Raw genomic sequence first — 26,812 nt, 5'->3', positions numbered from 1 at the left:
AATTAACGGATCGGCTTATGAAACTCAAAACCAACGGCGTTATTTTTTCAATCACGTTCTTACTACTATGGATTTCTTCGGCGGTTCAAGCGCAAACCTTGGATCAAACTCAATACAATAAGATCAAAGAGATCGCCACACAAACCGGACATATCGACAAAGAAACTTTGATTCGCGAAATCTTCGCGATCAATCCGAATCCTCAGGAATACTTGATCGCAATTTCAAAAGATCCGGACCTGCGAGTATATGCGATTTCTCAGATCAACGAACTGATCGCCGATTTCGGAGGAAATTCCGCAAAGAATCATTTGGAATCGACGATTTCGAACGAAAACGCACATCCTTCGATTCGAAATTCGGCCGTGTTCTCTTACGGTAAAACGTATTATTTTTTGGATAAGGCTCAAACGGAGAATTTTCTAAAACAGTATTCTACTCATGAACGAATCGGATCTTCGATTCAGAATACGTTGAAAGAACTTCGATTGGGAAAAGTCGGTTCGATTCGTTTTGTTGATCGATTGAAAAAGGAAAGCTTGGATAAGCTTAGAGAGAATCAGAATTTCAGAAAGTCCGGACCTTCCACAAAAAATCCTTAAAAGAATTTGATCGTGAAGGATCCGTAAAACGCGCTCTGATAAGAATTCGAAAAAAATCGGTTTCGGTGAATTGCGGAAACCGATTTGAAAATCGATCGTAAAATCGAATCAAGAAATATTCTTAGAACGAACCGATTCCTATTTTCACGGAGAAGGTTCGTTTGAATTTCCAGCGCTTTGTCTACAAATTCCCTTTTCTTTCCAATCCAATTTCCAATCGTTTGCGGAAGCTTCTTCCTTAAACAAACGAACGATCATTCCGGTACACGTATAACGGGTGTTATAGTCTGCAACCTCGTATTCACCCGCATAACGATACCAATACGTTTCCAGATCGCTGCCCGCCATCGGATCTCCGATCTTTAGGTTTTCGATTATTTTTCCTTTCCATCGCTCGGATAACAGACCTTCTTCGATCAATTTCAGCGCGACTTCTTTATCAGGAGATTCTCTGCCGGGATCGGATAATACGATATTCTTACCGAAACCCAATTCGGAAAACAGCCAGCCTTTTGTGCGAACAAAAACGTAATTCGCGCCAACTTCGGTACGCGTTACGCTACCATCTTTGCGTTTTGCGGTAACTAAAAATGGAAATTTGTATAAGATATCGACATTCGGTTTTGCGTTTTCGATAAGAACCGGCTCACCGTTGCTCTCGATGGATTGAATTTTATCGCCCGCATTCTTTTTCAGCCAATAAATTTGAACGTCTTTCTTCGCTTTTTCCTCGTCGGGAGGACCAGCTAGTTGTGCACCTAACACGGCCGGCAGTAAAACGAGCAAAGCAATACCTGCTAACGCAAAGACATGTTTCATAGCCCCATAATTACAGTCTTCTTTTGGATCTTGTCAATGAAATTAAGTTGACCGGAAAATGGGAAAGCGAGAGACAAAGTTCGTTGAAACAAATTCATTTAATCAGACACGCTAAATCGGATTGGGAAACCGAGTTCAAGTCCGATCACGAAAGACCTCTTTCCGAACGAGGAAAGAAAAACGCTCGCGCTCTTCGGAAGTATTTGGAAAAGATAGAATTCAAAACGGATCTATTTTTAGTTTCAGATTCTAAAAGGACTCTGGACACTTATAAGAGTATAACTAAGAATAGAAAGCTGTCTTCCGAAATGATAGCAACAGAAGAATTATACGAATCCGATAGCGAAGACATTCTCCAGAAACTTAGAGAGTTGGACTCTCGATTGGAGAATGTTGTTTTGTTAGGTCATAATCCAGGGATTGAAGAGATTGCAAATCGACTCATTCGAGGGACGGAAGACTTATCGCTTTCCGAATCCGTGTTTTATAAGTTCCCGACCTCCGGCTTTCTAAGTATACAAGTGGAAACGGATTCATGGGAAGAATTGGGAAAGGTTCCCGGAAAAATCATTCGCTTCTGGGTACCGGGATGAATCGAGCCGGAGCCGATATTCTGCGCACGCGTTTTTCTCAGGAAGAAATTTCGCAACGAGTCAAGGCGCTCGCTTCCGAAATCGAAAAAGATTATAAAAAACTAAATCCGATTTTGATCTGTGTTTTGAACGGCGGAGTGTTCTTTTTCACGGACTTGGCAAGAGCGATTCCTTTTTCTCTAGAGATTGATTTTATTCAAGCGAAGTCGTACTCCGGAACCGTTTCCACGGGAAGAATCGATTTGTTAAAAGACATCAGCGTCGACATCTCCGATCGTCACGTCATTCTCGTGGAAGATATTTTAGATACGGGATTTACGCTTCAATATCTCGTACGTCATATCTTTACGCGTAATCCGGCAAGTCTTGAAATAGTAACTCTTCTTTTGAAAGAAAGAAAAAACATCTTAGAATTTCCGGTGAAATATGTAGGCTGGAGAATCCCGGATGAGTTCGTCGTCGGTTATGGTTTGGATTTTGACGGAAAATACAGAAATCTTCCGGACATTCACGTTTTAGAACCGGGCGATATTTCCGTTTAATTTTTAAGTCAGAATGCCGGAAATTTAACGGAACCGATTTATTCTTGTACGCTTTTCTTTCATTTCCGCAAACGATTCGAGTCGATGTCGATTCGGAAAATTACACGAAATCATTCCGATTCGATTCATGTTTTTAAGGAATCGCTAAAAAAAACGTTTTTTGCTCCGTGATTCTTTCCTATTTTTGTACATAGGGCGTTTTATAAGAAACTATCGAGAGATTGTTTCCGAAACTAGAAGTAAACACAAAGAAATCAGCCTTAGGATACCCGTAAATGGAGCATCATTCCCTTTCACTTTTGAACGATATTGCGTTGAGCATCATCTTCGCTACATTCTTTTCTCATATTGCCAGAGTTACGAAACAACCATTGATTCTGGGTTATGTGGCCGGGGGACTTTTGCTCGGGCCGAACTTGGGTTTCGGTCTTGTGGTCAACGAAGAGAGCATCGAGTTGATCTCGGAGATCGGTTTGATTCTTTTGTTGTTCATTATCGGTCTTGAAATCGACCTCAAAGAATTGGCGCGCATGGGAAAATCCATGTTCATTCTCGGGATCAGCCAATTCGTCTTTTGTGTATTATTCGGTCTTTTATTCTTTAAAGGAATTCTCGCGGGTTCGCCGGGAAAGTTCGATCTTTTATACTTTGCGATCGCGCTCGCCATCAGTTCCACGATGATCGTGGTCAAACTTCTTCATGATAAATTCGAAGTGAGTACGATCGCGGGTCGGCTTACGATCGGAGTTTTGGTTCTTCAGGATATTTGGGCCATTATCTTTATGGGAGTCCAACCGAACTTACAAGATCCGCAGATTCTCAAGATTGCGGGATCGCTCGGGATCGGTTTGGTTCTAATCTGTGTCGCGTTTCTTATCAGTAGATTCTTTTTATCCAAATTGTTTCAAGCGGCGGCCTCCAAACCGGAGTTGATCTTGATCACTTCGATCGCTTGGTGTTTTTTACTCTGCGGTCTCGCGGAGCGCGCGGGGCTTTCCAAAGAAATGGGCGCCTTGATCGCCGGAGTCAGCATCGCTGCGTTTCCGTACGGCGCGGACGTCATCGCAAAACTTTCCGGAATCAGAGACTTCTTTATCACTTTGTTTTTCGTAGCGCTGGGTATGAAGATCCCGATTCCTTCTCTTCAGATCATTACGATTTCATTGATTGCGGTCGTGTTCGTGGTTTTCAGCAGAGTCATCACGGTCGCGACTCCGGTTTATTTTTCCGGAAAGGGTCTACGCGCGGGAATCGTAACCGGCTTGAATCTCGCTCAGATCAGCGAGTTCTCTCTGGTCATTCTTGCGTTGGGAATGGGCTACGGACATATCAGCAAAGAATTGGAATCCACCGTTTTAACTTCGATGATTCTTGCGTCCGTCGTTTCGACTTATATCATTCTTTTTAACGATCCGATTTCCAGATTTATTTTGAAGATGTTGGCAATCGTCGGACTCAAAGAAAAAGACGAAGAGGATCGAACCGAATCGGATATCACGGGACAACCGAAACGAGATATCGTCATTCTCGGTTATTTTAGAATCGCACAAGGACTTTTGGAAGGAATCGAACGAGAGAAACCGGAATGGTTGAATCGAATTCTCATCGTGGACTTCAACCCCGTGTTTCGCCAGTCTTTGGAAGCGAAAGGAATTCGCTGGGCGTACGGAGATCTTGCAAACCCGGAAACTCTGCATCACTTGGGAATCGAAGACGCACGTTATGTGATTTGCACAATCTCCGATATGATTCTGAAAGGAACTACCAACAGAAGACTTTTGGAATCTCTCAAGTCGATTTGTCATCATACACAACCTTCGATCATTCTTACCACGGACGATGTGCAAGAGGCCGAAGTTTTAGTGGAAAGCGGTGCGGCTCACGTTATCGTTCCGGGAAGAATCAGCGGTATGTCCTTATTTAAGGAAATGAAAACGATTGTGGACCATACGAAGAACGGAGTCGAATAATCCGTGATTCAAGCGATCGCCTCGACCCAATCCAAAAAGAAAAAACCAGCTGGGAAAAAGGCGGCTTCCAAGTCTAAAGTGAAAGGGGAGTAAGAATTTTGGTTCGTTCGCCTTGTAATAAAATTTGCACGATGGATTTTGAAACCGGTTTTTGCGAAGGATGCTTCAGAACCATCGAAGAGATCGGGAATTGGACGCGTTATTCCGATGCGGAAAGGGACGATCTCTTTTTAAAACTCAAAGCACGCAAAGAAGAAATCCTTTCAAAGAAAAAGCAGTTTCGCTGACTTTTAAATGAAGAATGGGGTTCGTCGTTTCGGCGTTTTCATTTTGAATGAAGTCGAATTGTAAATCATTTTCGGATGTTTTTGTCGGGACAGTTTTCGAAAACGAAGTGTAGGAACTCCTGCCTCGCCTCAAAGAAGTTCTTTATAAATCTTTAACGTTTCGTTTGCGGCCTTCTTCCACGAGAATCGTGCGGCGTTCTTTTTGCCTTTTGCGACCCAAGTTTTGCCGTAGTTCCGACCTTTTAAAAATTCCTTCAGAAGAATTTCGAGTTCCCGCCGTTGGACGGGGGAAAAATACGAGACGCTTTCTTGTAATATCTCCGGCAAAACGCTCGCGTTTGAGGAAACGACCGGGCAACCGCAGGCCTGCGCTTCCAATGGAGGAAAGCCGAAGCCTTCGTATTTAGAAGGAAAAATCAAAAGTCCCGCGCAGGAATACAGACAACGAAGTTCGTCCAAAGACAAACGTTCCATGGGAAAAATGAATTCTTCGTAACCGGCTACGTCTTGTTGCAGATAATCCGGAATTTTTCCCGAAGCACCGCCTAACACCCATTTGGTTTTCAGTAGTTTTGAATCCCATAACGGTTTTAAAACGTTCGCAACGAAATTCAAATTCTTGTGACCTTTGCCGATTCCAACGCTGAGAAGGTATCCTTCTTTGAGTTTATATTTTTTGAGAAAGGTTTTCTTTTCGGCTGCGGAAGCGGGATAAAATACCGAATCGTCGATCCCGTTGTGAATCACCCGGATTTCTCGTTTCTGAAAACGAAAAACGGATTCCAAATCTTGAGCCGTATATTCCGAGACGGAGACGATCTTTTTTGCAAAGAATTTCAATAAACGAAATACGATCTGCATATAAGCCCGCTTAAAGAGGCTCGAGTGAAACTCTTTCATCCGAAAGGGAATGATATCGTGAATCGTTACGATCGACTTTTTCAAATACGGTAAGGGCGCGTTGAAGTGGGGAATGTCCAGAAGATCCATTCTCCCCATAAGAGGATGACCGAGAAACTCCTTCAGAGAATAAATAGGAGTAGAATACGATACGACCGGATACGAAAACTCTTTTGCTTTCGAAGAAGTCGCCGAATTTTTTTGCGTCTTGTTTACATTCGATTTTGCGGCGTCGGTTGCGGTTTGGTTTGTCCCTGAATTCTCATTGGAGTCGGACAAACTCGAAATCTCATGGCAGGGAATTCCTTCGTTGCGAATCTTTGCTACGTCCCCGAATAAATAAATCCGCAGATTTTCCTGAGCCGCAGCAGGTCCGAGATATTTTAGAAGGCCCCGGATTCTCATTCCGATTCCGGAATGTGCGATCATACGCGCGTCCAATCCGATCGCCAAATTGGCGTTGATTGTTCCTTCTTTTTTTCGGATTCCCATGATCGGACAGGATTCACCAGTGTTGGAAATCTGCAAGAAAATGAAAATCCGATGGATGATTCCGAAGCCACTTTCGAGAATGGGAATAGATCCGAGATTCGAAAAAAAAAATTCCGAAATTCTCCGAAAGGAATCTAATGAAAGACTCCCGGCGGAAAACGGGAAATTGAATGAAGAGAGTTTAACTTGGAAGATAACATCGTAAACATTCTAAAATCGATCGGAGAAGATCCGAATAGGGAAGGTCTTCTCGATACTCCGAAACGCGTTAAAAAAGCGTACGATTTTCTGACGTCCGGTTATCACGCGGATATCACTAAGATCGTCAACGGCGCCATCTTTGAAGAACCCACCGACGGTATGGTTCTCGTGCGCGACATCGAAATGTATTCTCTTTGCGAACATCATCTTTTACCTTTTTACGGAAGAGCTCATGTGGCTTATCTTCCCAATAAAAAGATCATCGGGATCAGTAAAATTCCCAGAATCGTGGACGTGTTTGCCAGAAGACTTCAAGTTCAGGAACGTCTTACCGAACAGATCGCCTACGCGATTCAAGACGTTCTCGAACCGCAAGGAGTCGCCGTCGTCATCAAAGCGAAACATCTTTGTATGATGATGCGAGGAGTCGAAAAACAAAACTCCGAACTTTTTACTTCCTGCATGTTGGGGGCGTTCAAAGAAAATATGGTGACTCGCTCCGAATTCTTGGATCTCATCCGCACCGGTTCAACCTAATCGCAGCGCAGAGGAGCAACAGTGTTGCTCCGAACGCGAGATTAAGGACTCGTGAAGAGCGAAGGCGAAGCACGAAGTCCTTCGATGTCAATATAAACTGACTTTGGCCTCAATAGACTTCAAAGGTAGATTGTAACCGTCGCAGCGCAGAGGAGCAACGGTGTTGCTTCGATTTTCCGCAATTTGGTAGACAGAGAAAAAAAAAGAAACATTCTTTACCGAATCCGGAGGAAGTCATGGCAAAAGAAAGAGTCGTTCCGCCATCCGCAGAATTTAAAAAGAATACGAACATCTCCCTCAAAGACTATAAGAAACTTTATAAAGAATCCATCGAAAATCCCAACAAGTTTTGGGCGAGAGAAGCCAATCGATTGACTTGGTTTAAAAAGTGGACCAAAGTTCTCAGTCATGATTTTAAAAACGCAAAAGTAGAATGGTTTAAAGGCGGAAAACTGAACGTTTCCTACAACTGTTTAGATCGCCATATCGAGACCCCTCTTAAAAACAAAGCCGCACTCATTTGGGAAGGTGACAGTCCTTCCGAAACCAGAGTTCTAACGTATTACGACGTTTATCGCGAAGTGAATCGTCTCGCAAACGTTCTGAAAAATTACGGAGTAAAAAAGGGAGACCGGGTTCTCGTTTATCTTCCGATGATTCCCGAATTGGCTATTACGATTCTTGCATGTACTCGGATCGGTGCGATTCACTCGGTCGTATTCGGGGGATTCTCTCCCGAAGCGTTGCAAAGCCGAATCGACGATTGCAAACCGAAGTTGATTGTCACGGCGGACGGAGGTTATCGCGGAGGAAAACAGGTAGAACTTAAAAAGAATGTGGACCTCGCTTTGGAAAAATCCAAAGAAAACGTAAAGACCGTGATCGTAGTTCGACGCACCGGAAACGAATCCGGTCTGACTTGGAAGGACGGTCAGGATCACTGGTATCATTTTTTGATCGGTGATCCGGAACTTCCCGCGTATTGTAAACCTGAGCCGATGGATGCGGAAGATCCTTTGTTTATTCTTTACACTTCCGGTTCCACGGGAAAACCGAAAGGTGTTCTACATACTACGGGAGGTTATCTTCTCGGAGCGAATCTAACGTTTCATTACGTATTCGATATTAAACCGGAAGACACGTATTGGTGTACGGCGGACATCGGTTGGGTCACGGGTCATTCCTATTTGGTATACGGTCCTCTTTCCAACGGAGCTTCTTCCGTTATGTTTGAAGGCGTTCCTTCCTATCCCGATGCGGGAAGATTTTGGGATGTCATCGATAAATACGGTGTGAATATTTTTTATACCGCTCCGACCGCGATTCGCGCTTTGATGAGAGAAGGTCTCGAGCCGATTCAAAAAAGAAATCTGAGTTCTTTGCGTCTTTTGGGTTCGGTTGGAGAACCGATCAACCCCGAAGCTTGGGAATGGTATTTCAAAAATATCGGAAAAGGAAAATGTCCGATCGTAGATACTTGGTGGCAAACGGAAACGGGTTCGATCATGATTACCGCGTTGCCCGGCGCGATCCCGCAAAAACCCGGTTCGGCGACCTTACCTTTTTTCGGAGTTCAACCCGTACTCGTCGACAACGACGGAATCGAAATCACCGGAAAGGGAGAAGTCTCGGGCAATCTTTGTATCAAAGCTCCTTGGCCTTCGATGATGCGCGGAGTTTACGGAGATCCGAAACGATTCTTTGATACGTACTTCTCCCAGTTCAAAGGATATTATTTTACCGGAGACGGAGCGCGACGGGACAAGGACGGTTATTATTGGATCACGGGACGCGTGGACGACGTGATCAATGTTTCGGGTCATAGGATTGGAAGCGCGGAAGTCGAAAGCGCTCTTGTCGAAAACAAGTCCGTCGCCGAAGCCGCGGTCGTGGGATTTCCGCACGAGATCAAAGGTCAGGGAATTTACGCATACGTTACGGTGAAGGAAGGAGTCACGACCAATGACGCTCTGAAAAAAGATCTGATTGCGATGGTCGAAAAGATGATCGGCAAGATCGCAAGACCGGATGTGATTCACTGGGCGCCCGGACTTCCGAAAACCCGCTCCGGAAAAATTATGCGGAGAATTTTGAGAAAGATCGCGTCGGGAGAATTCGAAGGTCTCGGTGATACTTCGACTCTTGCCGATCCGTCCGTAGTTCAGAAACTAATCGAAGACAAAATGAAATTTCACAGCTGAAGCGCGTAAAAATTTTTTCGTTTGTCTTGGAAAATGTAGGAACTCCTTCGAAAAAGATGAGAACGGTTCTAGCAACGAATCCGTTCGAGCGGACATAATTTGTAGGAACTCCTTCGTAAAAACGCGTCGCAAGGGATAGGATCGAAAATCTTTTTGAAGGACATAATCTGTGGGAACTCTAACAAAACTCTTAAGAAAGTGCAGGAGTTCCCACATTTTTCCGAAATTCAACTCTCCAATCGATAAAGATTCTTTTCCAGGATCGAAAATCCGAATCAAATAAATTCAGTATAAGGAAACGTTTAAACCATTGATCGGCCCTCAACGAATCATTTGCCTAACGGAAGAAACGACCGAGCTTCTTTATATGCTCGGAGAAGAGGATCGTATTGTGGGAATTTCTGCGTATACGGTTCGACCTCTTCGAGCTAAAGAAGAAAAGCCGAAAGTTTCCGCGTTTATCAACGGAAACGTGAAACGAATTAAGGATCTTCATCCCGATCTTGTCGTCGGGTTTTCGGATATACAGGCCAATCTTGCGAAAGATCTGATCGCCGAAGGTCTCAACGTTCTTATAACCAATCAGAGAACGTTAGACGAAATCTTGAATACAATGTTGTTGTTCGGCTCGATCGTCGGAAAGGGAAAGGAAACGCAAACCTTGGTAGACGGTTGGAAATCGAAGTTGGAAAGAATCAAAAACGAAAACAAATCGGAAAATCGGCCGAATGTATTTTTTCAAGAATGGGACGAACCGATCATCACCGGAATTTCCTGGGTGAGCGAACTCATTGAAATCGCGGGCGGTAAGGATTGTTTTGCCGAACTTCAAACCAAGTCGTTGGCAAAGGATAGAATTATCACGGCGGAGGCCGTGGCCGCGTCCAATCCCGACGTGTATATCGGATCTTGGTGCGGTAAACCGATGAACTTCGATTGGGTCCAAAATCATCCCGAATGGCAAACTACCAATGCGATTATCAATCGAAAAGTGTATGAGGTTGATCCTTCGATCATACTTCAACCGGGACCGGCTCTTTTTGAAGAAGGGATCGATCAATTGGTAAAGCTGATCCATTCTTGATGGATTTTTTCGGAATTTTGTGAGAACTACAATTTTGGTCCGTAAAACGGCAATTATTTTGCTCAACAAAATATGTGGGAACTCATACGAATCCGTTTTTACGGAATAATCAGGGTAAAACGGGCAATAAAATTCTCCCCAAAAAAGAAAAACAGCAAGGATCGGGTTTTTAAAATAGAGGACTTGGAATACGATTAGGTTTATGGATCACTACGAAAAAATCGCGACTGCAATCCAGTTTATACAAAAGCATGCGACTTCTCAACCGGAATTGGATGAAATCGCAAAGTCCGTCAACTTAAGCCCGTTCCACTTTCAAAGATTATTTACCGAATGGGCGGGAGTGAGTCCCAAACAATTTCTGCAATACCTGACCTTGCAAAATGCGAAGTCGATTCTTTCCAAACCGCAATCCACTTTGTTCGACGCGGCGTTTAAAACCGGGTTGTCCGGCACAAGTCGGTTGCACGACTTATTCGTAAAGATAGAAGGGATGACTCCGGGAGAATTCAAGAACGGCGGAGAGAAACTTCAAATCCGATACAGCTTTCAGAAAAGCTCTTTCGGAAACTATGTCGTTGCCTCTACGGAAAAAGGAATTTGTAATTTATATTTTTATGATATTCCAAAAAGTGAAATAGTTTTCGAGTTGAAAGAACAATGGAAACAAGCCGATCTTACGGAACAGACCGACGAAAATCAGGATCGGGTTGTGCGATTTTTCGATCAGACGTTACTCGAAAAGGAAAAAATCCGACTTCATCTGAAAGGAACCGATTTTCAGATCAAGGTATGGGAAGCGCTCTTAAAAATCCCCGAAGGAAAATTGGTTTCGTATGCGGAGGTCGCCGAATCGATCGGTCAGGAAAGCGCGTCCCGGGCGGTAGGAACCGCGATCGGAAAAAATCCGATCGGCTATTTGATTCCTTGTCATCGCGTGATTAAAAGCACCGGTGGAATCGGAGAATATCGCTGGGGTGCCGAACGGAAAATGGCGATGATCGGCTGGGAAGCGAGTCAAACGAAACTTCGCTCCTAAATTTTTAGAATTCTTTCGAAACGATTCGGATATAGTTTTGGACAAAGGACAGGAATCGCGAAATCTTTGATGTAAGACCGAACTCTCGTAGGACTTTTTATGAATCGTTTGTTTGTTGCGTTTCTCATTCTCACTTTTACGTTTTGCAAAGTCGATTTTAACGAGAAGCTGAAAAAAGACGCTCTCGATTCTTGGATGGAAATTCTTCTAATATTGAGTTATCCATATTTGATCGATACGTGTGCGGTCACTCCAGTTTCGCGAAGCGGACCGATTCCACCTATTTCGCAAGGGTATGGCGCGAGAGGCACTCATACTGTTTCCGTTACCGCTTTGCCGAATCCGAGCGCTCCACGAAATGTTTGCGTTTATTATCCGTCAGATCTGTCCTCTAAAGCGCCGGTTCTATTTTTAATGCACGGTTTTAGCGCTCCTTCCGCGGAAGCGTATTATCCGTTGATCGATTTATACGTATCAAAAGGATATGTCGTCGTGTTTCCGATTTATATATCCGACACAAGACCTCCCACCGAAAATTATAAATATATGTTGGACGGAATCAATTTTGCAGTTTCACAATTTTCGAATATAATCGACACGACTCGGGTCGGTTATATGGGGCATTCCTACGGGGGAGGAGCGACTCCCTATTTGGCGCATCAGGGAATCGTTCAAAAGGGGTGGGGCGCGAACGGCTCGTTCGTATTTCTTCTAGCGCCTTGGTATTCTTTTTCGATCACGAACGCGCAGCTCGCGCAGTTTACGAATGCGACAAAAATGATCGTGCAGATTTACGATAACGACAGCGTTGTCGACAATCGAATGGCGATCGACATCTTCAATCAGATCGGAATCGCAGCGGCTGAAAAGGACTTTGAAATCGTTTATTCCGAAACGTACAACGGAACGATTCTCGATGCGGATCATTATACTCCGATCAAGAATACGGTCATCGGTTTGGGCGCGTTAGACGTTCTTGATTATTATGGAATTTGGAGACAACTCGACGCACTCGCTACATATACTTATACGGGTTCAGCGTCGGCAAAGGACGTAGCCTTAGGGAACGGTTCGGCGAATCAAAAGAATATGGGTATTTATCCTGACGGACGGGCAGTCAAAACGATGACTGTGACGGATGCTCCGGCACCATTGCACCCAGAAAGTTTTTTCTCCCAACCATTTTCGAGCTCAAACAATCCTAGATTGTAAATCTAAATTTCGAAACGGTGTCAGAAGTTCATTCAAGGGAAACACGAATCTGTCCTTTTATAATACGGTGATTTCATTTCGAAGTTAGAATTCAGTTTTCATTTACTTTAATCAAATTCTGTACACGTTTGGTCTATGTCCAAGCAGTCCATTGAATCCATTCGTAAGAAAGGAGAGGCGCTCACATATTATTCCAGAATGGGAATTATGATTATGATGCTTCTTTCCTTGGCTTCGAGTTTAAAAGCGCTTCACCCCACGATTCGAATCATTCATTCTTCCGCGGCAGGGTTTATGTTCGTTTATACGATCATAGGCTTTATCGTCTACAAAAAGTTCAACATCTATCCTATCGTTCATAAGATATTCATTATATTCGATTCTCTTTTATTGAGTGCCACGATTCTTTTGGACGGAATGGTTTCTGCGGAAATCGTCGCTCCCGTTTTGAAAAACGCGATTCTTTATTCCGTATATTATTTTATCATCGCCTATTCCGGTTTACTCGGAAGTCCGAACTTTGTGATCATCGTCGGTCTTTTCTGTTCGATCGGCTATTCGATCGGCTTGACGAATTCGGTTCTACACGGTTTAAAATTTTCGGAAGACAACACGATCAACATGACCCCGGGTTATGTAAAACTCAGCGCGGAAATCACTAAGATCATATTCATGTCGAGCGTAAGTTTCATCCTGTATCGTCTGATGAATCTTTTTGACAGTCTGTATAAAGAGGCTTCTTCTTATTTTAAGGAGAATCGCGAATTTCTTACCAAGCTGGAGAACAACAGGAAAGTCATTCATTCTTCCGCTGAAACCTTGGAAGTTTCCGTGAGTAATTTCTCCGAGTTTACGAGTTTAACCAGTGCGAAGATGGAATCGCAGGCCGCTTCACTGGAGGAAGTGAATGCAGTGATCGCATCTTTGTCGAAGGCTTCCGAAAACAATGCCGATTCGATCCGAATTCAAAACGAGAACTTGATCGAACTCAATCAGAATTCTCAGCTTCTTTTGGAATTGATCGCGAAGATTTCGGAACACTCCAAAGGTCTCGATACGATCGCGAAAGAAAGTAAGGCGGAGATGGATTTCGTGAAGGAATCCGTGGACAAAACAAGCGAGTTCTTAAAGAACATTTCGAACTCGTTTCATCGAGTCGACGAGATCAACCGGATTCTCGGAGAGATTGCGGATAAAACGAATCTTCTTTCCTTGAACGCATCGATCGAGGCGGCCCGTGCGGGCGCGGCCGGACGAGGATTTGCCGTAGTCGCTCAAGAAGTTTCCAAGCTCGCCGAGTTCACGGCGAACAACGCGAAGATGATTTCCAAGGTCGTCGAAGAATCTCTTGATTTTATCAAGGACGCAAACCGAGCTTCCGCGGATACGGGACAGCTGACCCAAAGTCAAAGCGTCAAGATCAACGTGACCGCTTCCAAAATCGAAGAGATGAATATTCTCTACGGACAAGGAACGGAAATCGTTCAAAACTTCGTTCGAAATCTGGAAAAGGTAAAACGATTATCGGACGAACTTTATTATTCCACCGAAGAGCAGATGACCGGTCAGAAAGAAATGATGAAGGCGATGCTCGAATTGGAAAAAGAAGTGAACGAAATCACACAGGAATCCGGTAAGATTCAGGACGGAGTTCTTCAGATCAAAACGCAATCCAGAGATTTGAAGGCTTTGAGCGTGGTCTAAATCCGCTTCGTTTGAATCACTTCCGATTTACAATTTAGGTCCGTTTTCCGAAACTGTCCTTGAAGAAATTATACTTTCTTTAGGAGAACGGACTCATGTCTCACAATGTTAAAGCGGCAATCATAGGCGGAACGGGACTCTATAGCCTGGATGGAATGGAGTTGATCGAAGAAGTTTATCCCGATACTCCTTGGGGAAAACCTTCCGATAAAATCAAAATCGGTAAATACAAAGGAAAACTCATCGCATTCCTACCGAGACACGGAATCGGACATTTTCTTTCTCCTCCGGAAGTTCCGAATCATGCGAACATCTGCGCGCTCAAACAACTCGGTGTGGAAGAAATCGTAGCATTCAGTTCCGTGGGAAGCTTAAGAGAAGAAATCAAACCTCTCGACTTCGTTCTTCCTTCTCAGATCATCGATCGCACTCGTTTCAGAAACTCGACGTACTTTGGAAACGGAGTCGTCGCTCATGCTCCTTTTGCGGAACCGTTTTCCCACAACCTCGGCAAACGAATCGAACAAACAGCAAAGAAGATCGGTTTGGAAATTCATACGGGCAAAACTCTCGTTTGTATGGAAGGGCCGTTATTCTCCACAAAAGCCGAATCGCATTTATATCGTTCTTGGGGAGCGGATATCATCAATATGACCGTTCTTCCCGAAGCGAAACTGGCGCGTGAAGCCGAGATCGCATATCAGATGATCTGTATGTCCACCGATTACGATTGTTGGAGAGAAGGGGAGGAATCCGTTACCGTTGAAATGGTGATCGCGAATTTGAGCAAGAACGCCGAAACCGCGAAAAAACTTTTAGCGGAACTCATTCACGTGATCGGAAACGGAGACGATCTGACTTTGAAGAACAGCACGAAGTATTCTCTCATCACCGCTCCCGAAAAAAGAAATCCGGAAACCGTTAAAAAGCTTAAAGTTCTTTTCCCCGAATATTTCTGATCTGGATTTACCGAATTTCATCCAGGCTTTTTTTCAAAGCCTGGTGATATTCCGGAAAAACGGTCAAGTCGTTGTGCGAGCCGTTCGGAATCGCATATAACAAAACGTCCCGATTTTGTTCTTTCAACTTTTTGAATATGATTTCCGAATTTGAGAACGGAATAATTTCGTCTTCCGTTCCGTGAAAGATCCGAATCCTGGATCGGACCGATTCCAATTTTTCCAAATTCTTGAATTGAAACCGAAGCATCCAAGGCTTTAAAAACGGATAATATTGTTTTGCGAGAGAAGGTAAATCCGTAAACGGAGTTTCCAGAAACAAAGGAAGATCCGGATTTTTGGAGACCAGGTCGCAAGCCGCTCCCGTTCCGATCGAACGTCCGTAAATGATAAGCGAAGTCCGTGGGATTTTTCGTTCTTCGAGAAGATAACGCAACCAAAGTTCGGCGTCATCGTTCATCGAGGCTTCCGAAATCGTTCCGGTATTTTTCCCGTAGCCCCGATAATCCGTAACCAGAATATTCCATCCCAAAGGAAGAAAGTCTTCGTAGATTCCGCCCCAAGTGCGGAGGCTCCCCGCATTTCCATGAAAGAATAAGATCGTTTTTTGCGAGTCGTTTTTTTTTGCCTCGAAGTAAAGGGCGTAACTCGTTTCGCCGTCCGGTGTTTGAAGTTTGATTTCTTGAGACGCCTCCGGAAAACGAAACGTAAAATCGTTCGGAAGTTTTTCGGGAAAAAAGACGAGCTTGTCCTGATTCCACCAAATCAGAAACAAAACGAAAAAGATAAAACCGAATAAAAATAAGAAAATCAGATTCATGGAAGGTTTCATACTGCTCAAGGTCAAGGACTCGGAGGAATTTCCCTTTTCCAGACTTCTTTACCCATTGCATCAAAAATTTGTAATGTAAGCTTTCTTTCTCCCCGTTTTCCGGAGACGGAAATCATTCCGAAGTTTCTTCGATCCACAAGAGTTCCTTCCACTCGCAAGGAATTCTTTTCGGTGATCGGGGAATAATAGCCCGACGTCAAAGGCGAAACGGTAAAATCATAGATCGGTTCCGCACCTTCTTCCTTAAGAAGATTGAGTTCGGTATGATGGCGGTCGCCCGTCAAAAAGATCAGATTCTTCACTTTCAAATCCCGAATTGCGGAAAGAATTTTATTTCGCTCTTCGGGATATGTCGCGTAGTTTTCATAAACCGCGTTCGGGTTGAGGAACTGTCCTCCGATCGCAACAAACTTGAACGAGGCTTTTGAAAAAGCCAAAGAGTTGACGAGCCATTGAAATTGTTTTTCCCCCAGAATCTGTCTCGGACCAACCACCTTATTATTGTTAGCCGTTCGAAACGTGCGGTCATCCAAAAGAAAAAATTGAACGTCTCCCCACGTAAAGGAGCCGTAAATTCCTTCTTTTGCATAATTCGGATTTCCCCAATGAAGTTTGAACATTTCTTCCGCGGTCTCCTTCATCCAAAAGGAAGAATCTCCGTCGTTCGGGCCGTAATCGTGATCGTCCCAGATCGCATATTGATGAACGGACGCAAAGAACGGCGCGAGTTCGGCAATTCCGCGCTGATGTCGATACCGATGAAAGAACCCGGTTCTTGAATCCCAATCCGTTTCCCGCAGATAAATATTATCTCCGAGCCAAAGCATAAAGTCCGGCTTTTTTGAAAGGATGGAATTGTAGATAAAATATTCCCCGCCGTAAGGTTTGCCCGGAACATCGTATTCGGTTTCGTTGACATAGGCGCAACTTCCCAGCGCAAAGGAAAAAGACGGAGGATCTTGTCCGGCTGCAAAAAAGGGTTGAGCCTGAAATATTTGCGGATGTTTCGCTTCGATTCGTTTTCCGTCTACGAGTAAATTGTACTGATACCTTTTACCCGGAATCACTTTGTCCGCGATCAACTTTGCGACAAAACCAGTTTTTGCATTTGTTTGAATTTCTTCGGAGATGAATTTGTTTTTATGGTTTCCAATTTCAGAATATTCTAATGTTACGATGGATTTTCGATCCGTCTGCACCCAAACGAGAACTTCTTTGAGAGTGGAATACCCGAGGATCGGTCCGGAAACGATGTTTGCGGGTTCCGCGCTCAAAGGAAAAACGCAAGCGATCAAAAAAGAAAGAAGAATGGATGGGTTTTTAAGAATTCGAAATTTCATAAACGGAATTGCCTTGGATCAATTACCTTTGTTGAACCGTTTAAAAATTCAAGATAAAGTTTTTATAAAAAGAAAAACGATTCTGCCTTAACAAGAATCCGCTTTTATTTGATCCCGAATCCTTTTCGGATTAACAAAACCGCGCCGTCGAGCGCTTTCTTTGCGTCCGGGATCAATCCGGCAAAATTGAAATATCCGTGAACCAATGTTTCGTACATCTGAAATTCAACCGGAACTTTGGCCTTTTTTAAAGTTTCTATAAACTCGATCGCTTCGTCTTGCAGAGGATCGAAGCCGGCTAACTGAACGAACGTGCGTGGAAAGTCCGTAATTTTTTTATGAAGAATCGGAGATGCTGCGATTTTTTTTCCTTCCGGAGGCGAATGAAGATAATGCGTGTTGAAAAAATCCAATAGGTCGTTGGTCAATGCGTACCCTTTTCCGAATTCATATCTGCTTCCGCTCATTCGAAAAAGATCCAAATACGGATAAATCAAAAGCTGAAAAAACGGGGATCGTATTTTTTTCCTTTTAGAAAGTATACAAACGTTTGCGGCCAAATTTCCTCCCGCACTGTCGCCGCCGACCGCGATTTTTTTAGGGAGAATTTTCAATGTCTTTGCGTTTTTCACGATCCATTGATAAGCGACAAAGGAATCTTCGACCGCCGTTGGAAATTTATGCTCCGGTCCTAAACGATAATCGACCGCGATCACGGTAACTCCGGAATTTTTTGCGATATAACGCAACGGGGGATCGTGCGTTTCTAAGTCGCCGATGACAAAACCGCCTCCGTGAAAATAAACGATCGCGGGCTTTGTTTCGGCGGATGAATTCGATCGATACGATCGAGCTTTGATAATTTCGGCCCCGACCGGAATTATGAGATTCTCTGTTTGAACTCCAAGTTCCGGTTCCAGATCAAAGAGGAACATGGAATTTTTAAAGAAGATTCTTGCTTCTTTCGGAGCAAGGGTTTCGATTTTCGGTTTAATACGAGCGAGAAAAAGGGAGATTTGAATTTTCGCGTCGAGAATTCTTCCCCGCTTTGTAATCGTTCCGCCGGAAATTTTCCGAAGAAAAGTTTCCGGTAAACGTAGAATCCATTTTAAAAGGAATCGTTCAAACTTTCGCAAGAGCACGGGTTTTCTTTTTGAATCCGTTGGAGGAAACACCGTTTTTGGAAGCGGATTTGTGCTGTGCGATCGCTTCTACCGAAAGTTTGTTTCCGTTTTTGGAAGCGCGTTTGGTTCCTCGTTTCAATTCCGATTTCATATCGTATAAGAAGTCCTCAAAGTCCACCTGCATCGTGTGCCTTGTCGATGCCACATAACGTTTCTTCATCGCCGATTCGTATTTTTCGATGGATTGATTCATTTCCTCCGTGGAAGGAAATACGTAGTTTCCGGTTAAATATTCGGAGATCCATTTTCCCTGAAATTCCGCGAGAGGCATAATCGCACCCAGAGGCTGATACAGGCCGACAAAGAAAAGATTGTTGTATTCCGGTTTTATCATTCTGTGAAAGAGCGGAATGTGGTTGTCCTTTGCGGAAAGGAATTTTTCGTCGAAGAAAGGAAACTTCACGTCGTATCCTGTGCAATAAATGACCGCGTCGACTTCCTCTTCGCTTCCGTCGACAAAACGAACCTTATTGCCGTTATACGATTCTATATTCGGTTTCGGAGTCACGTCTCCTCTCCCCAATCGAACGAGAATATCCTGGGAAATCGTAGGATGGGCCGCTCCCGGCTTGTGATCCGGTTTTTGTAAACCGAAGTCCTGCACGTTTCCTACTCCGAAACGTAATACGAGTCCCATGATAAAACTCTTCAACCAGAACGGTGTATGAACCGGAATCAGTTCGGTGGACTTGTCTAGCGGTTTTCCAAAAAGGTAATTCGGAATAATATAAGCGCCTCTTCTCGCCGCTAAGAAAACCTTCGATGCCACGCCGGGACGACAAAGCTCCACGGCGATATCCATCGCACTGTTTCCCATACCGAGAACGACGACTCGTTTTCCGGTTAATTTAATCGGATTATCCGGATCAACGTAAGAATGCGAGTGAATGATCTTTCCTGTAAACTTGCCTGGGAATGGAGGATTGGGCCATCGTTGCGACCAGTGATGGCCGTTCGATACTACGAGCGCGTCGTAATACTTTTGTTTTCCGTCTCCTGTTTGAACCAACCACGTCCCGTCTTCTTGACGTTCGACGTGAACAACGGGAGTTTTGAAGTGAATGTTCTTACGAAATCCGAAATGATTCACGTAATCGATAAAGTATTCCAGAATCTTTTGGTGACCCGGATAATCCGGATATGTGCGTGGCATCGGATAATCTCTGTATTCCATACGATCACGATGCGTATTGATATGCAGAGATTTGTAGATGTTGCTCATCTTGTTGTCGTTGTTGAATCTCCAGTTGCCCCCTACTTCGCTTCCTGCCTCGTAACAATCAAACGGAATCCCTTTCTCTTTGAGAGCCTTGCAAACGGCTATACCGCTTGAACCCGCTCCGATCACACAAACACTCGGCAATGAAGACATATCCTTCTCCTCTTTTTACGGATGATACGTTAGGAATTATGATACAGCTTTTAAATTATAACGCAGTCAATTAAAAAATGTTTTGAATTTATAATTCGCGGAAATAGGAAGGAATCCTTATGGAACAGAAGAAGAGAACAAATGTTCACTATGATTTCGATTATGTGATCGTAGGCAGCGGATTCGGTGGAAGCGTATCGGCGATGCGTTTGAGTCAGAAAGGTTATTCCGTTGCTGTAATTGAATCGGGAAAACGATGGAGATCCGAGGATTTTCCGAAATCAAACTGGTCGCTTAACAAATATCTTTGGATGCCCCGTATCGGTTTTTACGGAATTCAACGTTTGAATCTTTTGAAGGATTTCTTTCTTGTTAGCGGTGCGGGAGTCGGCGGCGGTAGTTTAGTATATGCGAATACTCTTTATGTGCCCGGGGATAAGGTTCTAGATTCTCCCGCTTTTAAAAAAATGGGCGGAAAGTCAGGAATGCTCCCGTTTTATTCGGTCGCATCACGCATGTTAGGCGTCACTCAAAATCCTCAGCTTTACGAATCCGATTTTATTTTAAAGGAAATCGCGGAAGAGATGGGAAGAGGGGAAACATTCCGTCCAACGCCCGTCGGAGTTTTTTTTGGAGAAAAGCCGGGTAAGTTTACGAAAGATCCGTATTTCTTAGGGGAAGGTCCGGATCGTGTGACCTGCAATCACTGCGGCGGTTGTATGGTGGGCTGCAGATTCAATTCAAAGAATACGCTCGATAAGAATTATCTCTACTTTGCCGAAAAGATGGGAGCAAAAATTTTTCCGGAAACCAAAGTCGATTCTCTGATTCCTCTGAACGGATTCGGCGTTCCCGACCCGGCAGCCACGGGGGAATTCGGATATCAAATTCAAACCAGATCTACGACGGGTCTTTTCGGATTTCCGAAAAAGAAATTCTATGCAAAAAACGTAATTCTTTCCGCGGCCGTGATGGGAACGGTCGGTCTGCTTTTAAAGATGAAACAAATGGGAAAGATGCCGAGGATTTCCGATGTCTTAGGCGACAGCGTGAGAACGAATAGCGAAACCGTATTAGCGATTACTAATTTTACAAAGGAAGTGGATTATTCAAAAGGGGTTGCGATCACTTCTTCCATTCACCCGGACGAACATACCCACATGGAGCCGGTCCGCTATCCGAAAGGTTCGGATTTTTTCGGAACGATCGCATCCGTACTTACCGACGGCGGCGGAAAATTTCCCAGGCCACTTAAATACTTTCTCACCTTATTTACGAATCCGTTGTATTTCTTTCAAGCTTCCTGGCCTTTCGGTTTTGCAAAACGATCCTTGATTCTTTTGGTGATGCAGACGTTGGATAACAAGATTCGTTTGGTTCGGACCAGACGATTCGCTTGGCCGTTTGAAAAGACGATGAGTTCCGCTTTGACCGAAGGAGAAAAAACGCCTTCTTACATTCCGATCGCGAACGATACCGCACGAAAAATCGCACAAAAGACCGGAGGAGTTCCGAGAAGTTCGATCAACGACGTTCTGTTAAACGCTCCGATTACAGGGCATATCATGGGCGGTTGTATTATGGGAGATTCCGAAAAGGAAGGAGTGATCGATTTTCAAAACAGGGTCTTCGGTTATCAAAATTTAAGAATCTGCGACAGCTCGATGATCACCGTCAATCTCGGAGTCAATCCGAGTCTTTCGATTACGGCGATCACCGAACGAGCGATGTCCTTAATTCCTCCGAAGGAAGGATTTCAACCGATAGAATATCGTTTCGAGAAAGAATTCGGAATCTCTTCGATTCTAAGTACTCGCGAAAAGAAGTCCGCTTCGAAAAAACAAACCGCGTCGCGGTCCGATCCAAATTCTAAATCGAAATCGACGGCCAAACAAAAACGGAATTCAAACGGCGTGAAAGGAAACAAGATACGTAAATAACCCAATTCGAAGATCGCGAGTTCGTTTCAAAAAATTCCGAATGCGCGGTATATTCTTCTTTCATTTCCTCGTTTTCAGAACGAAGATGAAGACGAGGTCCGATTTTGAGTTTAGAATTTCTGCATAGACAAGAATTATTCAAACAGGAAGCGTATTGGCGCGGTTCTTGGAACGAGGGAAATCCGAATCTGAAAATTCAGGTCCAAAATCCCGCCAGCTTAGAAATGTTAGGCGCCGTTCCTTCTTTGGGACAAAAGGAAACGTTGGAAGCGATCGAAACTTCCAAGGAGGCTTTTTCCGATTGGTCCGCGCGACCGGCAAAGGAACGTGCGGTTCTGATTCGGAACTGGGCCGATAAGATGAAAAAGAATCGGGAAGACCTCGCGCTTCTCATGACTCTGGAACAGGGAAAACCTTTGAGCGAATCCAGAGGTGAAATCGATTACGCTTCTTCCTTTTTGGAATGGTTTGCCGAAGAAGCGAAGAGAACATACGGCGATATTATTCCGAGTCATAGAACCGATACGAAGATCGAAGTCTTAAAACTTCCCGTGGGAGTTTGCGGAATTTTAACTCCTTGGAATTTTCCTTCCTCGATGATCACGCGCAAAGCCGGGGCGGCGTTGGCCGCGGGTTGTACGGTGATCAGCAAACCTTCCGAACTCACGCCATTCTCCGCTTTAGCTTTAGCGGCGCTTGCGCAGGAAGCCGGAATTCCGGAAGGCGCCTTTCAAGTTCTCACGGGTTATCCGGAAGAAATCGCGAACACTCTGATCGATCATCCCGATGTGAAGAAGATCAGTTTTACCGGCTCGACTCGAGTGGGAAAATTGATCATGGAAAGAAGTTCCAAAACTTTGAAACGTTTATCCCTCGAATTGGGAGGGAATGCCCCGTTTTTGATTTTCGACGACGCCGATTTGGAAGCGGCGGTCAAAGGTGCGATTCTTTCCAAATTTAGAAACTCGGGTCAAACCTGCGTTTGTGCGAATCGATTTCTGGTTCAGAAAGGAATTTATAACGAGTTTATAAGTTTGTTTTCAGAAGCCGTATTACAATTAAAGACCGGCAATGGGTTGGAAAAGGACGTAAACGTTGGACCGCTCATCAACGAAGCGGCGGTTCTTAAAATGGGACATCACGTTGAGCATGCAAAGGCGACCGGCGCAAAACTTCTGCTAGGCGGGAATAGAATCGAATCGGGTAAATTATTTTTCTCTCCAACGGTTATCTCCGATGTGAGTAAAGATTCTCTTTCGATGCGGGAAGAGATTTTCGGTCCCATTGCGCCGGTATATCGTTTTGATTCCTTAGAAGAAGCGATTCGAATCGCGAATTCTACACCTTCCGGGCTAGCTGCATACGCGTATTCGAACGATTATAAAAAGATTCGTCTTCTCTCGGAAAGGATCGAATCGGGTATGTTGGGGATCAACGAAGGGTTGATTTCCAGCGAACAAGTTCCTTTCGGAGGAGTTAAGGAATCGGGTTTCGGTAGGGAAGGATCAAAATACGGAATTCATGAATATCTTAACGTCAAATATGTCTGTATCGGTGGTTTTTGAGTAGCAAACAATCACAGTTCGTTTGTGAGGCATCTCTTTATGCAGAGCAACATTCGATTTCGATGATTTCCTTCCGAACTTTCGTTTTTGTACAGAAGTTTTTGATGATTCGGAATCTATAACGTACGATATACGAGTTCAAATTTCCTTTTTGCTTGACGATAATAATTTTAAGCGATTTTTAGAGTGCCTGTCTTATGGATCTGATTTATTTAAATTACTTTTCATTGGCTTCGTTGATCGGAGTCCTCTTTATCGGGTTCACAACCTTCTTTTTCTTCTCCATCCAGGAAAAGGCATCGGGCACGATATATGTCAGCATCGGTTTGCTTTGTCTCGGGATATTTCATCTCGGCTACATGGTGGGATTTCCTTTTTACGGACCATGGTCCGTGTTCCATCGGTGGATCGTAATTCCTTCTCCGTTTTTCGGATTTCTATTTTTGATCATGTTCTTTCTTCACTATCCGGAACCGGTTTCCAGGAAGATCGTGATTCCGGTTTTTTCCATCGCATTAGTGGGAGTTCTTTTCATTTGCGCGTGGTATTTGTATGAATCCTTTCCCGCCAAAAGAGTGTTCTACTTTTCGGGGCATTACTGGGATTTTCAGATCAATTACTTTTATAAAATTTATTCGGCGGTCATCATTCTTTATACCTTCATCTTTATGGGGATCGGCGTCTGGAGAATGGTGAAACTCAAGGGTAAGGAAAGAATCATCACGGGTATTATTCTCATTCCTTTGACGTTAGTCACTCTTTTCCCGGGAATTCTGAATGCAATGAGTCGAGACGGAGCGGTTTCGAGAGAATTGTATCAAACCGTTTTGGATATTTCTCTCGTGATCGGACTGTTCGTAATTCTCGTAGGTTATATCAACTATACGAGTGAAAAGACTTCGATTCTTTCCAGAATTACCGGAATCACGCTCGCGACTTTCTTTTTAATTTTACAAATCGTCAGTTTGTTCATCTTCAATAAATACGAAGAATCCTACGATCTGATCAAACGAAAAGAAGTCCGCTTATCCGTATCGGGTTTAGAGGTTTCAAAAGATATCGAATACGTTTTCGAGTATGATTCGGAATCGGATTCCGCGAAATCCAGTTCGATCAAAAATTCTCTTCAACCGAACGAATCGGTTTTGCGGGAATTCCGTTTTTTTAAAATTGCACATACCCTTTTCGAACTTCCGGTCCTGGCAAACGAAGAATTGATCGAAAGATCGGATTCCATTTTAAAGAATTCTCCTCCGGGGTTTGAAGCGTATAAGGCAGGCGTGAAGGAATATCTTTCCTCGAAAAAGGATTTCAAAAACCTTTCGGGAAAGGACGTGGAATCTTTCTTTGACGACTTGGAAAAGAAGCTGGTTGTTCTTAGAAATAAATACTTTCATCTTCCTCCGAAGGAAAAAAACGACCCTGTCGCGCTTGAGAAGTTATTTCAATCGAACGCTCCGGGTATCGACGCGTATTTAAAGGAACTAAAAAAGGCCGCGTTGAATTCGAACGTGACCGATTCCGCGAAAAGAGATAAGATCATTCAAACTCTCCTGACTCAGGTAAGAAAACAGGATGAAAGAACGTACAAAGGCGAACGCATATACGAGTTAGGAGGCCATGTTCCGAAGCACTATATCTCTTATTTTTACGTTTCCGAAGCCGGTTCCAAAATATACGAGGTCGGGTTTCGATACGAATCGCTCCGCGAATATCTCCATTCAACGGGTAAGATTCTTTATATATCCGCGCTTTGCATTTTGGTTTTAGTTCTTTTCGGATTCCGTTTTTTCTTTCAAGGCGCCCTTCTCAACCCATTGGAAGAAGTCGTGATCGGTTTGAGAGAAGCGAATTCGGGCAACTTAGAATATCGTCTTCAAGTGAAAGTCGAGGACGAGATCGGTTTTATCGCCCGTTCGTTTAACAGAATGGCGAGGTCGATTCAAGCCGCAAGAAAACGTCTGCAACAGTACGCGGAAGAACTTGAAGAGAAGGTAAAAGAAAGAACCAAAGAACTTCAGCAAACTCTCGAAGAAGTTCAGGAATTGAAGCAACAACAGGATGGAGATTATTTCTTAACTTCCCTCTTAATCAAACCGCTCGGCTCGAACAAAGCTCGTCAGGAAAACGTAAAAGTGGATTTTCTGATCGAACAAAAAAAGAAATTCTCCTTTAGAAGGTTCAACGACGAGATCGGAGGGGACATCAATATCTCCAACGGAATCGAATTGCAGGATCGGTATTATACCGTTTTCTTAAACGCGGACGCGATGGGAAAATCGATGCAAGGCGCGGGCGGGGCGCTCGTACTCGGAGCCGTTTTTGAATCGATCATCGAAAGAACGAAAATGGCAGCAACGATGAAGGAGCAATCCCCCGAACGCTGGCTGAAAAACGCGTTCTTAGAATTGCACAAGGTCTTTGAAAGTTTCGACGGATCGATGCTCGTTTCACTCGTGTTAGGCGTTGTGGATGATGAAGCGGGACTTCTTTACTTTATCAACGCGGAACATCCTTGGACCGTGTTGTATCGGGACGGAATCGCAAGCTTTATCGAAGACGATCTGATGTTCCGAAAACTCGGAACGACCGGTATGGAAGGAAGCGTCTTTATCAAAACGTTCCAAATGGAACCGGGCGATATCATCATCGCGGGTTCGGACGGGCGCGACGATCTGTTGATCGGAACCGATCGCGAGGGCGGAAGGATCATCAACGACGACGAGAAATTATTTTTGAGAAAGGTCGAAGAGGCAAACGGAGAACTTCAATCGATTTATGAAGGTATTCAAAAACAAGGAAGTTTAACGGACGACCTTTCTTTGGTTCGAGTTTCATTTAAGGAAAATCTAACGCAGTCAAAAATCGCGCAAGCTCACGAGAGGGAACAAATTAGGGAACTTCTCAAAAAAGCAAAGGAAGGCGCGGGCAACAAAGAGATCGAAGAAGCGATTTCGTATCTCGAACAAGCCGAATCTTTGAACAACCAAGTTCCCGAAGTCAAAAAGTTATTCGTAAGTCTTTTTTTGAAAAAGAAGGACTACAGAAATGCGGCGCTCTACGCGGAAGATTATCTGAATTTGAAACCGGTGGATAAGGAAATTCTTTATATCGCTTCGACGGCCGCACGCAAAGCGGGAAGTCTTCAGAAGGCGTTGGATTTCGGAGAACGATTGAAACTGAGAGAACCGACTCACATGAAAAATCTCGTGAATCTTGCGCAAATTTACATCGCATTGAAGAATTATAAACGAGCGATGGAAATGGTGGAGATCGCACTTTCGGTGGATCCGCACCACGAAGTGATCTTAAAGATTCAAGACGTGCTCAGAAAGTATTCGCATACGATGGCCGAAACCGAATAAGAACCTGTCCCAAAACCGGGACGGAACCTTGCAGCTGATCTTTCTGGTAAAGTAAAATTAGGTTTTGGGACA

The 26,812-nt window shown here is 44.1% G+C and carries 20 protein-coding genes and 1 pseudogene; 15 read left to right on the top strand and 6 right to left on the bottom strand.

The annotated features are described in order from the left end of the window. Positions 1–17: 17 nt before the first annotated feature. The gene (locus tag LFX17_RS17615) at positions 18–602 is read left to right on the top strand and encodes a hypothetical protein (RefSeq protein WP_238747549.1); all 585 of its coding nucleotides are present in this window, start codon (positions 18–20) and stop codon (positions 600–602) included. Between the two features lie 144 nt (positions 603–746). Here the strand turns inward: LFX17_RS17615 and LFX17_RS17610 are convergent, their stop codons facing one another. Continuing rightward, a complete protein-coding gene (locus tag LFX17_RS17610) occupies positions 747–1,421 on the bottom strand; it encodes a hypothetical protein (protein WP_238731393.1) in 675 nt (224 codons plus the stop codon). A gap of 47 nt (positions 1,422–1,468) precedes the next feature. Here LFX17_RS17610 and LFX17_RS17605 point away from each other — a divergent pair, with 47 nt between their 5' ends. From LFX17_RS17605 to LFX17_RS17590, 4 genes and pseudogenes are all read left to right on the top strand, one after another. Then, positions 1,469–2,014, top strand: a complete 546-nt coding sequence (locus LFX17_RS17605; protein ID WP_238747547.1) for a SixA phosphatase family protein — start codon at positions 1,469–1,471, stop codon at positions 2,012–2,014. Then, on the top strand, positions 2,011–2,556 hold the full coding sequence (hpt, locus tag LFX17_RS17600; RefSeq protein WP_238747545.1) for a hypoxanthine phosphoribosyltransferase: 546 nt from the start codon (positions 2,011–2,013) through the stop codon (positions 2,554–2,556). Before LFX17_RS17605 ends, hpt begins: the two co-directional genes overlap by 4 nt. 275 nt (positions 2,557–2,831) lie before the next feature. After that, positions 2,832–4,619 (top strand): annotated as a pseudogene (locus tag LFX17_RS17595) (cation:proton antiporter domain-containing protein). A 5-nt stretch (positions 4,620–4,624) separates the two neighbouring features. Continuing rightward, positions 4,625–4,813 (top strand): DUF1289 domain-containing protein, encoded by a 189-nt coding sequence (locus tag LFX17_RS17590; protein WP_238731390.1) that lies wholly within the window; start codon positions 4,625–4,627, stop codon positions 4,811–4,813. A gap of 129 nt (positions 4,814–4,942) precedes the next feature. Here the strand turns inward: LFX17_RS17590 and LFX17_RS17585 are convergent, their stop codons facing one another. Continuing rightward, positions 4,943–6,205 carry a glycosyltransferase family 4 protein gene (locus tag LFX17_RS17585; protein ID WP_238747840.1) on the bottom strand — a complete coding sequence of 421 codons (1,263 nt, stop codon included), beginning with the start codon at positions 6,203–6,205 and terminating at the stop codon, positions 4,943–4,945. A gap of 186 nt (positions 6,206–6,391) precedes the next feature. On the opposite strand from LFX17_RS17585, the gene folE reads away from it, so the two are divergent. The 7 genes from folE to mtnP all read left to right on the top strand — a co-directional run bounded on the left by folE (position 6,392) and on the right by mtnP (position 15,142). Beyond that, positions 6,392–6,943 (top strand): GTP cyclohydrolase I FolE, encoded by a 552-nt coding sequence (gene folE, locus LFX17_RS17580; protein ID WP_118954575.1) that lies wholly within the window; start codon positions 6,392–6,394, stop codon positions 6,941–6,943. Between the two features lie 236 nt (positions 6,944–7,179). Then, on the top strand, positions 7,180–9,144 hold the full coding sequence (acs, locus tag LFX17_RS17575) for an acetate--CoA ligase (protein ID WP_238731389.1): 1,965 nt from the start codon (positions 7,180–7,182) through the stop codon (positions 9,142–9,144). A gap of 310 nt (positions 9,145–9,454) precedes the next feature. Then, positions 9,455–10,228, top strand: coding sequence for a cobalamin-binding protein (locus LFX17_RS17570; protein WP_238747543.1), 774 nt, complete (start codon positions 9,455–9,457; stop codon positions 10,226–10,228). Between the two features lie 202 nt (positions 10,229–10,430). Further along, on the top strand, positions 10,431–11,267 hold the full coding sequence (locus tag LFX17_RS17565; protein WP_238747541.1) for a bifunctional helix-turn-helix domain-containing protein/methylated-DNA--[protein]-cysteine S-methyltransferase: 837 nt from the start codon (positions 10,431–10,433) through the stop codon (positions 11,265–11,267). A 99-nt stretch (positions 11,268–11,366) separates the two neighbouring features. Beyond that, entirely contained in the window at positions 11,367–12,479 is a 1,113-nt protein-coding gene (locus LFX17_RS17560; protein ID WP_238747539.1) for a poly(ethylene terephthalate) hydrolase family protein, read from the top strand. Positions 12,480–12,614: 135 nt separating this feature from the next. Continuing rightward, entirely contained in the window at positions 12,615–14,183 is a 1,569-nt protein-coding gene (locus LFX17_RS17555) for a methyl-accepting chemotaxis protein (protein WP_238747537.1), read from the top strand. A 95-nt stretch (positions 14,184–14,278) separates the two neighbouring features. Beyond that, positions 14,279–15,142: an S-methyl-5'-thioadenosine phosphorylase gene (gene mtnP, locus LFX17_RS17550; protein WP_118954580.1), complete on the top strand. Its 864-nt coding sequence runs from the start codon at positions 14,279–14,281 to the stop codon at positions 15,140–15,142. Between the two features lie 7 nt (positions 15,143–15,149). On the opposite strand, the gene LFX17_RS17545 is transcribed toward mtnP, so the two are convergent. The 4 genes from LFX17_RS17545 to LFX17_RS17530 all read right to left on the bottom strand — a co-directional run bounded on the left by LFX17_RS17545 (position 15,150) and on the right by LFX17_RS17530 (position 19,870). After that, positions 15,150–15,974, bottom strand: a complete 825-nt coding sequence (locus LFX17_RS17545) for an alpha/beta hydrolase (RefSeq protein WP_238747838.1) — start codon at positions 15,972–15,974, stop codon at positions 15,150–15,152. Positions 15,975–15,985: 11 nt separating this feature from the next. Further along, positions 15,986–17,314 (bottom strand): alkaline phosphatase D family protein, encoded by a 1,329-nt coding sequence (locus tag LFX17_RS17540; RefSeq protein ID WP_238731384.1) that lies wholly within the window; start codon positions 17,312–17,314, stop codon positions 15,986–15,988. 104 nt (positions 17,315–17,418) lie between these two features. Then, positions 17,419–18,450, bottom strand: coding sequence for an alpha/beta hydrolase (locus LFX17_RS17535; protein ID WP_240009267.1), 1,032 nt, complete (start codon positions 18,448–18,450; stop codon positions 17,419–17,421). Next, positions 18,437–19,870 carry a flavin-containing monooxygenase gene (locus LFX17_RS17530; RefSeq protein ID WP_238747533.1) on the bottom strand — a complete coding sequence of 478 codons (1,434 nt, stop codon included), beginning with the start codon at positions 19,868–19,870 and terminating at the stop codon, positions 18,437–18,439. Before LFX17_RS17530 ends, LFX17_RS17535 begins: the two co-directional genes overlap by 14 nt. 119 nt (positions 19,871–19,989) lie before the next feature. On the opposite strand from LFX17_RS17530, the gene LFX17_RS17525 reads away from it, so the two are divergent. The 3 genes from LFX17_RS17525 (at position 19,990) to LFX17_RS17515 (ending at position 26,740) form a co-directional block, all read left to right on the top strand. Then, on the top strand, positions 19,990–21,810 hold the full coding sequence (locus LFX17_RS17525) for a GMC family oxidoreductase (RefSeq protein ID WP_238747531.1): 1,821 nt from the start codon (positions 19,990–19,992) through the stop codon (positions 21,808–21,810). A 104-nt stretch (positions 21,811–21,914) separates the two neighbouring features. Beyond that, positions 21,915–23,375 carry an NAD-dependent succinate-semialdehyde dehydrogenase gene (locus tag LFX17_RS17520; RefSeq protein WP_240009266.1) on the top strand — a complete coding sequence of 487 codons (1,461 nt, stop codon included), beginning with the start codon at positions 21,915–21,917 and terminating at the stop codon, positions 23,373–23,375. Between the two features lie 197 nt (positions 23,376–23,572). Continuing rightward, positions 23,573–26,740, top strand: coding sequence for a SpoIIE family protein phosphatase (locus LFX17_RS17515; RefSeq protein WP_238747529.1), 3,168 nt, complete (start codon positions 23,573–23,575; stop codon positions 26,738–26,740). Positions 26,741–26,812: the final 72 nt, after the last annotated feature.

Origin of the sequence: Leptospira sanjuanensis (assembly GCF_022267375.1) — a bacterium.
Lineage (GTDB): Bacteria > Spirochaetota > Leptospiria > Leptospirales > Leptospiraceae > Leptospira > Leptospira sanjuanensis.
Note: the sequence above shows the minus strand (reverse complement) of the source record. Positions and strands in the feature narration are given on the sequence as shown.